Here is a 15039-nt window from a genome sequence, read left to right as displayed (position 1 = left end):
GGCGTGGCGCGGGTCGGATGCGCTGGCAGGATCAGGGTATGGCGGCCAGCATCGACCTGAACTGCGACCTCGGCGAGGACATCGACCCGTGGGAGCCGGGCGAGGACGGTCTCGACAGCCTGCTGCTGGACGTCGTGACGAGCGCGAACGTGGCCTGCGGGTTCCACGCGGGTGACGCCCGGGTCATGGCGGCGGTGTGCCGCGCCGCAGCGGTCCGCGGGGTGCCGGTCGGTGCGCACGTCTCGTACCTGGACCGTGAGCACTTCGGTCGACGCGCCCTCGACGTCCCCCACGACGTGCTCCGGGCTCAGGTGGCCTACCAGCTGGGTGCGCTGGAAGCCGTCGCCCGCATGGTCGGCGCGACCGTGGCGTACGTGAAGCCGCACGGTGCCCTGTACAACGCGGTCGTCGATCACGAGGGGCACGCCCGGGCGGTCGTGGAGGCGGTGCACCTGCCGGTGGTCGGGCTGCCTGGCTCGGCCGTGCTGGCGCTCGCGGCCGCGAAGGGCCTGCGCACGGTCCCCGAGGCGTTCGCCGACCGCGCCTACCGGCACGACGGGACGCTGGTCCCGCGTTCGCAGGAGGGTGCTGTCATCACCGATGCGGCGCAGGTCGCGGCGCGCGTGGTCCGGATGGTCGACGAGGGCGTCGTGACGACCGTGGACGGCACGGACGTCGAGGTGCGGGCGGAGTCGGTGTGCGTCCACTCGGACACCCCTGGTGCGCTGGACCTGGCGAGGACCGTCCGCCGCACCCTGGAGGGCTCAGGCATCCTGGTCCAGCCGTTCACGGCACCATGACGCAGGCCGAGCGACCGGCCGACGAACAGCTCGACGGACCGCGGGTCGTTCCGTTCGGGGACGGTGCGGTGCTCGTCGAGCTTGCCGACCTGGCCGCGGTCCAGGCCCTGGACTCGGCGATCTGGGCGCTGCGCGACGGGTCGGCGCCGGGTGCGTTCGCGGCGGTCGTGGACCAGGTCCCGGCGGCTCGCACGCTGCTCCTGCGGGTGGCCGACGAGGGCGACCCCGGGGCCCTCGCAACCGCCGTCGCGCAGGCCTGGACGCACCGTCCCACGTCGACCGTGCACGCCGAGACCGAGACCGTGGAGCTCGAGGTCACCTACGACGGCGATGACCTCGACGACGTCGCCGAGCTGACGGGGCTCACCGTCGCGCAGGTCGTCGCCCGGCACGCCGCAGGGCAGTACACGGTCGCCTTCGGCGGCTTCATGCCCGGCTTCGCGTACCTGACCGGCCTCGACGCTGCCCTGCGGGTGCCGCGGTTGGCGTCACCACGCCAGAAGGTCCCGGCCGGGGCGGTGGCGATCGCAGACGAGTTCACGGCCGTCTACCCGGCGGCGACCCCAGGCGGCTGGCGGCTGCTCGGCAGGTGCGACGCGCAACTCTTCGACGTCGACCGCGACCCACCTGCCCTGCTCCGACCGGGAACCCGCGTCCGGTTCGTGGCGAGGGACGGGCGATGATCCGGGTCCTCGATCCCGGCGTTCTCACTCTGGTCCAGGATCTCGGCCGGCCGGGGTGGGCGCACATCGGAGTGGGACGCTCGGGCGCCGCGGACGCGGGGTCGCTCCGGCTGGGCAACCGGCTCGTGGCCAACGACACGGGTGCGGCGGGTCTGGAGGTGCTGCTCGGCGGGCTGCGGTTCCAGGTGACCGTCCCGACGACCGTCGCAGTGACGGGCGCGCCGGGACCGGTGTGGGTCGACGGCACACCGGTCGCGCACAACGCCGTCCTCGAGCTGGCCGCGGGCGCCGAGCTCCGGGTGGGTACGTCGCCGGTCGGGCTGCGTTCCTACGTCGCGGTGCGGGGCGGGATCGACGTGCCGTCGGTCCTCGGTTCCCGCTCCACCGACCAGCTGGCCGGGATCGGTCCCGAACCGGTGGGGGCCGGTGACGTCCTGCCCGTCGGCCCGGCGCCCGACGAGTGGCCGGTCGTGGACCTGGCTGTGACCGGCGGCTGGCCGACGGACGTCGTCCTGCCGGTTCTGCCGGGACCGCAGGCCGACTGGTTCGACCACGGCCTGGTCGTCCTCTCGAGCGGGGACTACGTCGTGACACCGGCGACCAACCGCGTCGCGCTGCGGCTCGACGGGAGCGCTGTCGCTCGTCCGGAGCACCGGGAGCTGCCGTCCGCCGGTCTGGTCCCGGGGGCTGTGCAGATACCGCCCGACGCTCAGCCGGTCGTGTTCGGCGTCGACCACCCTGTGACGGGCGGCTACCCGGTGCTCGCTGTCGTCCGTCGTCGCGCGCTCGACAGTCTCGGCCAGGTGCGTCCCGGTGACCGGGTCCGGTTCGTCCTCGGCTGACACCTGGTCCGCGGCCGTGCCGGGGCGGCCGATTCTCGGCACGTCGTGCACGCGTCACCGGGACGACGGGGTCGAGTCTGTTTGAATGCTCTCGGGAGAGGGGCGATCCGTGGATATCCGTGTGACCAGCCGGGACATCGGTCCCCGAACCGTCGTCGAGGTTCGGGGCGAGATCGACGTCTCCAGCGCCGACGCTCTGCGTGACGAGCTCTCGAACCTGCTGGAGCGCGAGCGCACCGACCTCGTGATCGACCTGCGGGAGGTGCGGTTCATGGACTCGACCGGCCTGGGTGTGCTCGTGGGCGTGCTCAAGAAGGTGCGCCTGCAGGGTGGTTCGCTCCAGCTGGTCATCGACTCCGAGCGTCTGCTGAAAGTCTTTCGCATCACCGCCCTGCTACAGGTGTTCACGGTCCACGACACGCTCGAGGCCGCGCTCAGCTCGTGATCAGCGCCGCGTGACGAGGGGGTTCCCCCGCCGCGTCGCGCACCTGTCACACGATGGACTCGTCGCTGTGCGATCTACGTCACATCTCTATGACTAGACTCGCCCGGTCACACGGCAACGGGGCCGTTTTGACGGGGAGCGGTCCGGGGGGTCCGCACCGGTGTCGAGGAGGATGCATGGTCGAGCTCGGGTCCACGAGCCTTGCGATCGTCGGCGTCATCGCGGCGATCGCCGTCGTTTCGCTCATCGTCGCTGTCGTACTTCGTCGCCAGGTCCTCGCCGCGGGCGAGGGCACCGAGAAGATGCAGGACATCGCCAAGGCGGTCCAGGAGGGTGCGGCCGCCTACCTGAGCCGCCAGTTCCGCACGCTGGCCGTGTTCGCGGTGGTCGTGTGCGCGCTCCTGTTCCTGCTGCCCGGTGACACGGGGGTCAAGTGGGGGCGTTCGGCGTTCTTCCTCGTCGGCGCCGTGTTCTCCGCGACCATCGGGTACCTCGGCATGTGGCTCGCCACGCGCGCGAACGTCCGGGTCGCTGCTGCCGCGTCGCAGGCGGGCGGGCGTGCCGAGGGGGCGCGCATCGCGTTCCGCACCGGCGGGTTCGTGGGTATGAGCGTGGTCGGTCTCGGCCTGCTCGGTGCGTCGTCCGTCGTCCTGATCTACCACCAGGACGCACCTGCCGTGCTCGAGGGCTTCGGGTTCGGCGCCGCACTGCTGGCCATGTTCATGCGGGTCGGCGGCGGCATCTTCACCAAGGCTGCCGACGTCGGCGCGGACCTCGTCGGCAAGGTCGAGCAGGGCATCCCCGAGGACGACCCGCGCAACGCGGCGACCATCGCGGACAACGTCGGGGACAACGTGGGCGACTGCGCCGGGATGGCCGCCGACCTGTTCGAGTCGTACGCGGTCACGCTCGTCGCGGCGCTCATCCTGGGCAAGGCGGCCTTCGGCGAGCAGGGCCTCGTGTTCCCGCTGATCGTCACGGCGATCGGCGCGGTCGTCGCCGTCCTGGGTGTCGCGATCACGCGCGTCCGTGGCGCCGAGTCCGGCCTGACCGCGATCAACCGCGGCTTCTACATCGCGGCCCTCGTCGGCGTCCTGCTGTCGGCCGTCGCAGCGTTCACCTACCTGCCCTCCACGTTCGCGGGCATCGACGGCGTCGCTGCCGGTCTGGCCGACCACGCGGGCGACCCCCGGCTCATCGCCTCCGCCGCCGTGGCCATCGGCGTCGTGCTCGCGGGCGTGATCCTGTGGGTCACGGGGTACTTCACCGGCACGACGAGCAAGCCCACGCTGCACGTCGCGCGCACCACTCTGACGGGCGCCGCCACGGTCGTCCTGTCGGGCATCGGCGTCGGCTTCGAGTCCGCCGTCTACACAGCCGGGATCATCGCCGCAGCGATCTGCGGGGTATTCATCCTGGCCGGCGGCTCCATCGGACTGGCCCTGTTCCTCATCGCGCTGGCCGGCTGCGGTCTGCTGACCACGGTGGGCGTCATCGTCGCGATGGACACGTTCGGGCCGGTCAGCGACAACGCGCAGGGCATCGCCGAGATGTCCGGTGACGTGACGCCGGAGGGGGCGCAGATCCTCACCGACCTGGACGCGGTCGGGAACACCACCAAGGCCGTCACCAAGGGCATCGCCATCGCGACGGCCGTGCTCGCCGCGACCGCGCTGTTCGGTTCCTACGCGGACGCCGTCCAGACGGCGCTCGGCGACATCACCGGGTCCGTCGGCGGGGACCTCGCGCAGGCCATGCTCAACTACCAGATCATCAGCCCGGTCACGCTCGTCGGCGTCATCCTCGGCGGGGCGACGGTGTTCCTCTTCTCGGGCCTGGCCATCGACGCGGTCACGCGCGCGGCCGGCGCCATCGTGTTCGAGGTGCGCCGCCAGTTCCGGGACAACCCCGGGATCATGACCTACGACGTGCGACCGGAGTACGGCCGCGTCGTCGACATCTGCACGCGGGACTCGCTGCGCGAGCTGGCGACGCCGGGGCTCCTGGCGGCGTTCGCCCCGATCGCGGTCGGCTTCGGTCTCGGGGTCGGCCCGCTCGCCGGGTTCCTCGGCGGCGCGATCGCCGCGGGCGTGCTCATGGCCGTCTTCCTGGCCAACTCGGGCGGTGCCTGGGACAACGCGAAGAAGATCGTCGAGGACGGCAACTTCGGCGGCAAGGGCTCCGACGCCCACGCGGCGGCGGTCATCGGCGACACGGTCGGTGACCCGTTCAAGGACACCGCCGGACCGGCCATCAACCCGCTGATCAAGGTCATGAACCTGGTCGCGCTGCTCATCGCGCCGGCCGTCGTGGCCGTCTCGGTGGGTGACGAGGCGAACACGGCGCTGCGCCTGGGGATCGCGTCCGCGGCCGCGCTCATCGCGTTCGGTGCCGTCATCGCGTCCCGCCTCCGGGCTGCCCGCGACGACAAGGCGGACCTGACCCGCGAGGCCGAGAAGCTGCTCGCGCGCTGACGCAACCGCAGCGAGCCCCCCGGTCGACATGGCCGGGGGGCTCGCTGTCGTTTGCGTACGTCGCGTTACGTCGGAAGCGTCACGGTCTGCAGGATCTCGTCCAGCGGGGTGTCCTCGAACTCGTCGCGCGGACCGACGGCGCGGACGATGACCTGCTCACCCGAGTCGAGGTCCGCGACGATCCACCGGGAACGCAGCGACGCGGTGGTGCCGTCGCTGCGTCGCACGTCGCTGACGAACGACACCGTGGCGACCGACGACGCACCCGACAGCTCGCCCTCACCGGTCTCGACGTCATCGGCGCCCGTCGTCGCCTTCTCGCCGATCATGAGAGCCGCGGCCTCCTCGGTCGCGTCCCGCGTCGGTGCGCTCTGCACGGTCACGAGGACGCCGGCGCGGACGCCCTCGTCATTCTCCGGTGCCGTCAGGGCGACGGTCGTGTCGGTGTCGGACGACGGGTAGAGGTCGCTCCCGGCCGACCTCTCCCACTCCGAGGGCGCGCTGAGCGTCACAGGACCGACCGTGAACGACTGCCACGAGGGGTCGGTGCTCGGCTCGTCGTCCGGCGCGTCCGAGGAGCACGCGCTCAGACCGAGCACGGCGCAGGTCGCCACCGCGGCGACGGCCCGTCGGGCGTAGGTCATCTGATGCCTTCCGGGAGTCCTGTGGTGCGGCTCGAGCCGCGGTCAGTGTGCCAGCCCACGAGCAGCTGAGAACCACATCGGCGGGCTCACCGGCCTGCCGTGCGCCAAGATGGCCTGCGTGCGTACCTCCCGCATCGATCCCGCCGACGTCATGACGTGCGCACACACGACGAACGGGCGGGTGGACGCATGAGGCTGATGACGTACAACATCAAGGGTCTGCACATGGACGCCCGCGCCGCAGCGGCCGTCGTGCGGGCCAGCGCGCCGGACGTCCTCGCGGTCCAGGAGCCACCTCGGGGCCTGTTCGGCTGGCTCAGGATGCGGCGGTTCGGGCGTGCGGTCGGCCTGGTGCCGGTGGTCAGCGGGCACGGTGCACGGACGACTGCGCTCCTCGTGCGGCACCGGCCAGACCTCCCGGTGCTGGGCGCCCACGCGGTCCGCCTGTCTTGGCAGCCCGGTCGCACGCGCCGAGGCGTCGCGGTCGCCGCGGTGGACGGGGTGACGATCGTGGTCGTGCACTTCTCCCTGGTGCGCACGGAGCGGGCCGCCCACCTGGACACCCTGCTGGCCTCGGTCGTCCCGACCGGCGCGACCGTGGTGCTGGGGGACCTCAACGAGCCGCCCGAGGGCCCGGCGTGGGCACGCCTCGCGGCCCATCTCGGCGGGCCGACCGTGCCGACGGGTCCGACGTTCCCGTCCAAAGAACCCCGCCAGCGCATCGACGCGATCGTGATGACCCCCGACCTCGTCTTCGACGGCGTCCGCGTGCCCGACGGTCCCGCGGTCGAGGCGGGCAGCGACCACCGGCCGATCGTCGTCGACGTGCAGCGCACGCGTCCGTGACCTCCGGCCGGGTGCTGTCCCGACGCGCTGCCAGACTGACCCCGTGGAACACGACCCCGCCCTGACCGACCGGCTTCGCGACGACCTGACGGCCTCCGGCTTCGCCGTCGCGGGCGTCGAGGAGGTGCTCGGGGCCGTCGCGGCCGACGCCCTGCACCGTGAGGAGCCCGTGCCTGCGCTGCGCGCCACCGAGGGGTCCGACGACCCCGTGGCGGTGCTGGTGCGCGCGTTCCTGCTCGGTGAGCCGGTGTCCGCTCGTCGGCTGCAGGCCGCCCTGCCGTCGCTCGGGATTCCGGGTGCCACCCGGCTCGGTCTGGTCCGCAGCGACGGGGACCAGGTGCGCGCGCTCGTGGACCTGCGCCCCTACGCGGCCGTCGACGGGGGCGGCGAGGTCAACTGGTGGATCGCGTCCGACCTGGGCGAGCTCGCCACGGGGAACGCCCTGCGCACCGACCACGTGCTCGGCGTGGGCGGCGCGTCGACCACGCTGGCCCAGGTCACGATCCGCGACGAACGTCGGATGGTGCTCGACCTCGGCACAGGCTGCGGGATCCAGGCGCTGCACGCGTCACGCCACTCCCGGCGCGTGGTCGGCACGGACATCTCGGCCCGCGCACTGGAGTTCGCGCGGTTCAACGCCCTGCTGGCCGGGGTTCGGCTCGAGCTGCGGGCGGGCTCGATGCTGGAGCCGGTGGCCGACGAGCGCTTCGACCTCGTGGTCAGCAACCCGCCGTTCGTCATCACACCGCGCACACCGGGCATGCCGTCGTACGAATACCGCGACGGGGGGCGCTCGGGTGACGCGATCGTGCGCGAGCTCGTCGAGGGCGTCGGATCGGTCCTGGCGCCCGGCGGCGTCGCACAGCTGCTCGGCAACTGGGAGGTCCGCCGGGGCGAGCAGTGGCACGAGCGCGTGGGCAGCTGGCTCGACGCGTCAGGGCTGGACGGCTGGGTGGTGCAGCGCGAGCTGCAGGATCCCGCGCAGTATGCCGAGACGTGGATCCGTGACGGCGGCACCACACCGGACCGCGACCGCGCCGCCTGGGCGTCCCGGTACGGGTCGTGGCTCGACGACTTCGCGTCCCGGGACGTCGAGGCGATCGGCTTCGGCTTCCTGACCCTGCGTCGGCCGCTCGCGGGCGCACCGTCCCTGCGCCGGCTCGAGGAGGCCACCGGGACCGTCCGGCAGCCACTCGGTCCGGTGATCGCCGCGTCCCTGGGCGCGCACGACTGGCTCGAGGTCCACGACGACGACGGGCTGCTCGCCGCGCACCTGGTGGTCGCGCCCGACGTCACGGAGGAGCGCTACCTGACGCCGGGGGAGTCCGACCCGCAGGTTGTCCTGCTGCGCCAGGGCGGTGGGTTCGGTCGCGCCGTGCAGGCGGGGACCGCGCTCGCCGGGTTCGTGGGTGCGTGCGACGGTGACCTCTCGGTGGGGCAGATCGTCAACGCCCTCGGTGCCCTCCTGGACGTGGGCGCCGATGCGGTGGCCGCGGACATCCTCCCCTCCGCGCGCGGCCTGGTCCGCGACGGCCTGCTCGTCCCCTCGTCGTAGGCCGCTACGCCGAGCGACTCACAGGCACGCCACAGGCCGGTGCTACACCCGGCTCAGCGGGGCTTCCTACGTTCAGCCCAGGTTGTTCGACCTGGTCACTGACGTGAGGAAGAAGAATGCAGCGCGTATGGACGCGGACGAGTCCGCTGACGCGGACGCTCGGGCTGGTGGTCGTCGCTGCGGTGACCGCCGCAGCCGTCTGGTGGTTCGGCATCCGGGACGCGTCGGCGACGACGAACGACCCGGTCACCCGGACGGTCGCGGCGAGCCTGACGACGATGGAGAAGTCGGTGAGCGGCAGCGGCACGTTGACGCCGACCGTGCAGGAGGACGTCAGCTTCGAGGTCAGCGGGACGGTCACCACGGTGCCGGTCGCCGTGGGTCAGGCGGTGACGGCCGGGCAGACGCTCGCGACGGTCGACACGCTCACGCTCCAGGCTGACCTCCTGCAGGCCAAGGCGACCCTCGCGAGCGCCGAGGCGAAGCTCTCCGACGCCGAGGACGCGAGCACCGGCTCGACGTCGAGCGACGCGCAGATCGCCGCCGCGCAGGCGCAGGTCGACGTCGCGCAGTCGGCTGTGGACACGGCGCAGACCGCGATGGACGGGGCGACGCTGGTTGCGCCGGTGGCCGGGCTGCTGACCGCCGTGACGCTCGAGGTCGGGGACGTCGTGGGCTCCGACCCCGGCCAGGGTACGAACGGGGACACGGCGGCGCAGTTCACGATCGTCGCGACCGACAGCTGGGACGTCGACGTCACCGTCTCGGACGCCGACATCGCGCTCGTCGCGGTCGGTGACCAGGCCGAGGTCACGCTCGACGGTGCCACGGCTCCGGTCTTCGGCACGATCAGTGCGATCGGGCTGCTGTCCACGAGCGACACGGGCGTCGCGGGCTACCCGGTGACGGTCGCGGTCACGGGGGACCAGGAAGGCCTGCACGACGGGGTCTCCGCGGACGTGAAGCTCATCTACGAGCGCCGCACCGACGTGCTCACGGTCCCGAGCCTGGCCGTCACGACGACCGACGGGAAGTCGACGGTCACCGTCCAGGACGCGGACGGGAGGACGAGCACGGTCGACGTGACCGTCGGCGAGACGTCGGGGAACGTCACCGAGATCACGGCGGGACTCGCAGAGGGTGACGAGGTCGTGCTCGCGGTGTTCACGCCCGGTAGCGGCGGGTCGGGTCGGGACAACCAGCAGCAGGGCGAACTCCCCGGCGGCGGTCAGTTCTTCCAGCTCCCCGAAGGCGGCACTGCACCGCAGTTCAGCGAGCAGGGCGGCGGGCCGACGAATGGCTGAGCTGACCCTGCCGTTCCTCGAAGGCTCCGCGGCGACCGGTTCCTACCCGGTCATCGACCTTGAGGGCGTCGGCAAGACGTACACGTCCGGAAGCATCGAGTTCGAGGCGCTCAAGGGTGTCGACCTGCGGATCGAGCAGGGGGAGTACGTGGCCGTCATGGGCCCGTCGGGCTCCGGCAAGTCGACGCTGATGAACATCCTCGGCTGCCTCGACACGCTCACGCGCGGCTCGTACCATCTCGCCGGCGAGGACGTCGGCGAGATGGACGAGATCGAGCTGGCCGGTGTGCGCAACCGGCGCATCGGCTTCGTGTTCCAGCAGTTCAACCTGCTGCCCTCGCTGTCCGCGCTGCGCAACGTCGAGCTGCCCCTGGTCTACGGCCGGGTGCACGGTGCCGAGCGCAAGGCCCGGGCGACCGCGGCACTCGAGCGGGTCGGCCTCGGCGACCGCCTGGCCAACCGTCCGGGCGAGCTGTCCGGCGGGCAGCAGCAGCGCGTCGCTGTGGCCCGTGCCCTCGTCGGCGAGCCGGCGCTCCTGCTGGCCGACGAGCCGACGGGCAACCTCGACTCGTCGTCGACCCAGGAGATCCTCGGCCTGTTCGACGAGCTGCACGCGCAGGGCCGGACGATCGTGCTCATCACCCACGAGGCCGACGTCGCGGAGCGGGCCGAGCGGGTGGTCCGCGTCATGGACGGCGTCGTGACGTCGGACGGGGGTGTCCGATGACCTGGATGGAGACCCTGCGCACCGGCTGGGCCGCGGTGCGTACGCACGCGCTTCGTTCGATCCTCACGGTGCTCGGCATCCTGATCGGGATCGCAGCCGTGATCCTCACGGTCGGGCTCGGGCTGGGGACGCAGAAGGACGTCAGCGCGCAGATCAGCGAGCTCGGCAGCAACCTGCTGATCGTCCGGCCGGGCAGCAGCACGACGTCCGAGGGCGTCCGCGGTGGCTTCGGCTCACGCACCACGCTGACCACGGCTGACGCCGAGGCGCTCGCGTCCTCGGTGAACGCACCGGACATCGCCAAGGTCGCCGCCGAGAAGACCACGTCCGCGTCGCTCGAGGCCAACGACACCAACTGGACCACCCAGGTCACCGGCACGACGACCGACTGGCTCGACGTGCGCGGCCGCAGCATCGCGACGGGCGCGTTCTTCACGGCCGACGACGAGACGTCCCGCGCGAAGGTCGTCGTGCTCGGGCCCGAGACGGCCACCGAGCTGTTCGGCACCACGCGTGTGGTCGGGCAGACGGTCACGGTGAACGGCACCGAGCTGCGGGTGGTCGGAGTGCTCGAGTCCCAGGGCGCCAGCGGCGACAGCGACCTCGACGACGTCGCGGTCCTGCCGATGTCGACGTCGGCCGACTTCCTCACGGGCGGCCTGAGCCGGAACGCGGTCTCGACGATCTACGTCCAGGCGGCCTCGACCGACCAGCTCAACGCTGCGTACCAGGAGGCCGAGACCCTGCTGCTGAACCTGCACGGGATCACCAGCGCGGACGGCGCGGACTTCACGATCAACAGCCAGGACGCGCTGGTGTCCACGGCGACCGCGGTCTACAAGACCCTCACGATCCTGCTCACCGGTATCGCGGCCCTGTCGCTGCTCGTCGGTGGCATCGGCGTCATGAACATCATGCTGGTGTCGGTCACGGAGCGGACCCGCGAGATCGGGCTGCGCAAGGCGCTCGGTGCGCCGCCGTGGGCCATCCGCCGGCAGTTCCTGGTCGAGGCCACCGTGCTCGGCCTGTCCGGCGGGGTGCTCGGTGCGGTGCTCGGCATCGTCGCTGCCCAGGTTCTGCCCGGGCTGCTCGACACCTCGGTCGTCGTGTCCGGCGCCGCCGTCGCCGGCGCCGTGGCGGTCGCCATGGGCATCGGACTCGTCTTCGGCGTCTACCCCGCCACGCGCGCCGCGCGACTGGCCCCCATCGACGCGCTGCGCGCGGAATGACCACCTCGAGGAGACCTTCCATGTCCATCAGAACCCGCACCGCACTCCTGGTCCCGGCGCTCACCGCGGCCACCGTGCTCACCCTCACCGCCTGCTCGGGCGGCACGGGCGGCACAGGTGACGCGGCCACCGCGGCACCGTCGGCCGCGTCGGACGACGACGCGCAGCGTGCCCAGCAGGCCGACCCCGGGCGTGGCGGCGCCTCGGGCGAGATCGCATCGGTGAACGGGAACGTCATGCAGCTGCGCGGCACCGACGCTCAGACGGCCGTGACGTGGACCGACGCCACGACCTTCACCTCCCAGGTGGCCGGAGCGCTGTCCGACGTCTCTGTCGGCACCTGCGTGCTCGCCATGGCCGCGCCGAGCACCTCCAGCTCGGCCGACGAGTCCGCGACGGACGACTCGACCCCGGTCGCGGCCACGAGCATCCGGCTCACGGAGGTTGCCGCGGACGGCACGTGCACGCCAGCGTTCGGCGGCCCCGCGGCCGACCCGGGGGGCGGCGTCGGCCGGCCGGACGGCGCCCCGACGATGCCCGCGGACGGTACGCGGCCGTCGGGTGCCCCCTCGGGTGCCAGCGGGCAGTCCCGCATGTTCGGCGGCGGCGCGAGCGGCAAGGTCACGGCGATCGAGGGTGACACGTTGTCCGTCGAGACCACCGACCCCGACGGCGCGACGACGACCCGGACCGTGACCGTGTCGGCGGACACCACGTACACCCGGACCGTGTCGGCGGACGCGACCGCGGTCGTCGCCGGCCAGTGCGCGACCGCACGGGGCGAGGCGGACGACAGCGGCAAGGTGACCGCGACGACCGTGATGATCTCTGCTCCGACCGACGGGTCGTGCTCGACCGCGCTGATCATGAACGGCCGACCCGGGACGGGGTTCCCCGGCGGCGGTCAAGGGGGGCAGGGCACCGACGGTCAGCAGGGTTCCGACGCCCAGCAGGGCTCCGACGACCAGCAGGGAGGGACCACGAATGCGTAGCCGGCGCTCCCACGCACAGGCATCCGAGCCGGCCCGACCGCCGCTCGCGGTCAGGCGGCGTGCTCGTCGTCGCCGGATCATCGTGCTCGGCACCGCCGGTGCGGTCGTGCTCATGGCAGCGGGCGGCGGGGTCGCCCTCGCGGTGACCGGTGGTGAGGCCTCCCGGTACCGGACGGTCGCGGCCGAGAAGTCCAGCGTCGAGCAGATCATCGACTCGGTCGGCACGATCGAGTCGGCGACGCGTCGGGACGTCTCGTTCTCGGTCGACGGCACCGTCGCGACCGTCGGCGTGAGCGTGGGTCAGGTGGTCGCCCCCGGCGACACGCTGGCGACGCTGGACCCGGAAGCGCTGCAGGAGGCGGTCGAGAAGGCCCAGGCGGACCTGGCAACGGCTCAGCAGCAGCTCAGCGACGACCTCGACTCGCAGACGTCCTCGGACTCGTCCGACTCCTCCGACGACTCCGACTCCTCCGACGACTCCGACTCGTCCGACGACGACTCGTCGGTCGAGTCGGACACGCCGTCGGGATCGTCGACCTCCACGCCGGCGCCCGAGCCCAGCGCCTCGACGCCGTCGACGGACGACACCACGGATCCGGCCGTGGCCGCGGCGGTCCAGGCCGTCAAGGACGCCCAGAAGGCGCTGCTCGACCAGTACCAGGTCGCTGCCGACGCGCTCGCCGACAGCGGGCAGAGCGTCACCGCGTCCGAGGCGTCGTGCGCAGCCTTCCTCGCGGTCGTCCCGGCCGACGTCACAGCCTCCGACGCGGAGGACGCAGAGCCCGAGGACGCAGCGGAACCGGCGGATCCGGCAGATTCAGCGGACCCGGCGGATCCCACGGATCCCGTGGTTCCGGACACGTCGGCCGTCACCCAGGCACTCGCCGACTGCCAGGCGGCGCTGTCCGGTGCGCTCGACGCGCAGACCGCGACCGACGCCCAGCAGCAGGCGCTCCTGCCGCTGGTCGCGGCGCTCGACGACTCCGTCACCAAGCTGCAGACGGCGATCGCGCAGGCTGCCTCGTCGAACGGTTCCACCACGCCCGACGGCTCGACCGACGGCTCCACCACGCCGAGCGGCTCGAGCACGCCGAGCGGCTCGACCACGCCGACGGGCTCGTCGTCCCAGCAGACGACGACGCCGACATCGAGCACCAGCAGCCCGACCTCGCAGAGCGCGCCGACCGGGAACGACAGCGCCACGACGGACGTCGCGTCCGCGGCGACGATCCTCGCCGACCAGGCGGCGATCGACCTGGCCGAGGCGAAGGTCACCCTCGCGCAGAGCGCGCTGCCGTTCGCGACGCTCACCAGCCCCATCGCGGGCACCGTGGCGGCCGTCTCGCTGGCCGTGGGGGACTCGGTCAGCGCGTCGTCGACGACCGCGCTCGTCACGGTCATCGGCACCAACGGGTACACGGTGACCACGACGGTGCCGTTGACCAAGATCGACATCGTCCAGCTCGGCCAGGTCGCGTCGGTCACCACGCCGACCACGGACAAGGCGCTGACGGGAACGGTCGCGAGCATCGGGATCCTCGACGCGTCGACCACCAGCGAGCCGTCGTACACGGTCGTGCTGGCCCTGGACCCGACCGACGTGCAGCTCTACGACGGCGCCTCGGCAACCGTCAGGATCTCGGTCGCCGGTGGCGACGAGGTGCTCACGGTCCCGACGTCGGCGGTGCACGTCGACGGCTCGGAGTCGACGGTCCAGGTGCTCGAGAACGGCGCCCCGACGGACGTCACCGTGACCGTGGGGGCGGTCGGTGCCGAGCGCACGGAGATCACGAAGGGCCTGGCGGTCGGGCAGGAGGTCGTGCTGGCGGATCTCGACCAGGCCATCGACACGGGGACGTCGTCGAGCAACGGCCTGTCGGGTCTCGGAGACGACGGCCAGGCGCCCACGGGCTTCGTGCTCGAGGGTGGCCCGGGCGGCGGTCCGCCGAGCGAGTTCACGAGGGGCGTCCCCGCGGGCTGACGCGAGCAGACGCGGGCCGGGCGCTCTGCTCCGTGCGGGGCCTGCACCGAACGTGCACACGAACCGGCGACGAGCCCGGCGAACTCGTCATACGGTCCCGGGCATGAGGCGACGGGTGGCACTGCTGGTCGGCGTGGTTCTGGGGTGCTCGGCCTGCTCGCACGGCGGGCCGCCCACACCCTTGCCTGCCAGGTGGGACGCCATCCACACCGAGGGATCGACGATCGAGCTTCGTGCGGACGGCACGGGCACCTTCACGGAGGTCCCGGTAGGGGCGGGCGAGGGTCCGTGCAGCAACGACGACACGGTGCCGTACACGGGCGAGGTGACGTGGGTGACGCATGACGAGCGGTTCACGGTCGACGCGGACGGTGCACCGCTGACGCTCTGGGCTGACACGTCGTTCATGTCCCTGGACTGGACGAAGATCATGGTCGACGTCTGCGGCACGGAGGAGCACGGCGCCACGGTCCTGGCCTACGGCCGCGAGCTCTAGCCGTGACTCAGTAGGCTCTGC

The 15039-nt window shown here is 72.3% G+C and carries 14 protein-coding genes; 13 read left to right on the top strand and 1 reads right to left on the bottom strand.

The annotated features are described in order from the left end of the window. The first annotated feature begins 38 nt into the window (after nt 1-38). The 5 genes from N553_RS0102090 (at nt 39) to N553_RS0102070 (ending at nt 5244) form a co-directional block, all read left to right on the top strand. Nucleotides 39-800, top strand: a complete 762-nt coding sequence (locus N553_RS0102090) for a LamB/YcsF family protein (protein ID WP_028045166.1) — start codon at nt 39-41, stop codon at nt 798-800. Beyond that, entirely contained in the window at nt 797-1483 is a 687-nt protein-coding gene (locus N553_RS0102085) for an allophanate hydrolase subunit 1 (protein WP_051639755.1), read from the top strand. Before N553_RS0102090 ends, N553_RS0102085 begins: the two co-directional genes overlap by 4 nt. Next, nucleotides 1480-2325, top strand: coding sequence for a biotin-dependent carboxyltransferase family protein (locus tag N553_RS0102080; RefSeq protein ID WP_028045164.1), 846 nt, complete (start codon nt 1480-1482; stop codon nt 2323-2325). Before N553_RS0102085 ends, N553_RS0102080 begins: the two co-directional genes overlap by 4 nt. A 109-nt stretch (nt 2326-2434) precedes the next feature. Beyond that, nucleotides 2435-2770, top strand: a complete 336-nt coding sequence (locus N553_RS0102075) for an STAS domain-containing protein (RefSeq protein ID WP_028045163.1) — start codon at nt 2435-2437, stop codon at nt 2768-2770. Nucleotides 2771-2946: 176 nt separating this feature from the next. After that, nucleotides 2947-5244, top strand: a complete 2298-nt coding sequence (locus N553_RS0102070) for a sodium-translocating pyrophosphatase (RefSeq protein ID WP_028045162.1) — start codon at nt 2947-2949, stop codon at nt 5242-5244. Nucleotides 5245-5309: 65 nt separating this feature from the next. Here the strand turns inward: N553_RS0102070 and N553_RS0102065 are convergent, their stop codons facing one another. Continuing rightward, nucleotides 5310-5888 (bottom strand): hypothetical protein, encoded by a 579-nt coding sequence (locus tag N553_RS0102065; RefSeq protein ID WP_028045161.1) that lies wholly within the window; start codon nt 5886-5888, stop codon nt 5310-5312. A gap of 189 nt (nt 5889-6077) precedes the next feature. Here N553_RS0102065 and N553_RS24035 point away from each other — a divergent pair, with 189 nt between their 5' ends. The 8 genes from N553_RS24035 to N553_RS0102025 all read left to right on the top strand — a co-directional run bounded on the left by N553_RS24035 (nt 6078) and on the right by N553_RS0102025 (nt 15018). Next, entirely contained in the window at nt 6078-6734 is a 657-nt protein-coding gene (locus N553_RS24035) for an endonuclease/exonuclease/phosphatase family protein (RefSeq protein WP_081844316.1), read from the top strand. A gap of 43 nt (nt 6735-6777) precedes the next feature. After that, nucleotides 6778-8289 (top strand): methyltransferase, encoded by a 1512-nt coding sequence (locus N553_RS0102055; RefSeq protein WP_028045160.1) that lies wholly within the window; start codon nt 6778-6780, stop codon nt 8287-8289. 116 nt (nt 8290-8405) lie between these two features. Further along, on the top strand, nt 8406-9593 hold the full coding sequence (locus N553_RS0102050; protein ID WP_034620493.1) for an efflux RND transporter periplasmic adaptor subunit: 1188 nt from the start codon (nt 8406-8408) through the stop codon (nt 9591-9593). Next, nucleotides 9586-10320 carry an ABC transporter ATP-binding protein gene (locus N553_RS0102045; protein ID WP_028045158.1) on the top strand — a complete coding sequence of 245 codons (735 nt, stop codon included), beginning with the start codon at nt 9586-9588 and terminating at the stop codon, nt 10318-10320. The genes N553_RS0102050 and N553_RS0102045 overlap by 8 nt, the downstream gene beginning before the upstream one ends. Then, on the top strand, nt 10317-11549 hold the full coding sequence (locus N553_RS0102040) for an ABC transporter permease (RefSeq protein ID WP_028045157.1): 1233 nt from the start codon (nt 10317-10319) through the stop codon (nt 11547-11549). The genes N553_RS0102045 and N553_RS0102040 overlap by 4 nt, the downstream gene beginning before the upstream one ends. Before the next feature lie 20 nt (nt 11550-11569). Then, nucleotides 11570-12541 carry a hypothetical protein gene (locus N553_RS0102035; RefSeq protein WP_028045156.1) on the top strand — a complete coding sequence of 324 codons (972 nt, stop codon included), beginning with the start codon at nt 11570-11572 and terminating at the stop codon, nt 12539-12541. After that, on the top strand, nt 12534-14522 hold the full coding sequence (locus N553_RS20610; RefSeq protein ID WP_081844315.1) for a biotin/lipoyl-binding protein: 1989 nt from the start codon (nt 12534-12536) through the stop codon (nt 14520-14522). The genes N553_RS0102035 and N553_RS20610 overlap by 8 nt, the downstream gene beginning before the upstream one ends. A 103-nt stretch (nt 14523-14625) precedes the next feature. Continuing rightward, entirely contained in the window at nt 14626-15018 is a 393-nt protein-coding gene (locus tag N553_RS0102025; protein ID WP_156043661.1) for a hypothetical protein, read from the top strand. Nucleotides 15019-15039 lie beyond the last annotated feature (21 nt).

This window comes from Cellulomonas sp. URHE0023 (assembly GCF_000688475.1).
Taxonomy (GTDB): Bacteria; Actinomycetota; Actinomycetes; order Actinomycetales; family Cellulomonadaceae; genus Cellulomonas.
This window is presented reverse-complemented; position numbering and strand designations above follow the sequence as displayed.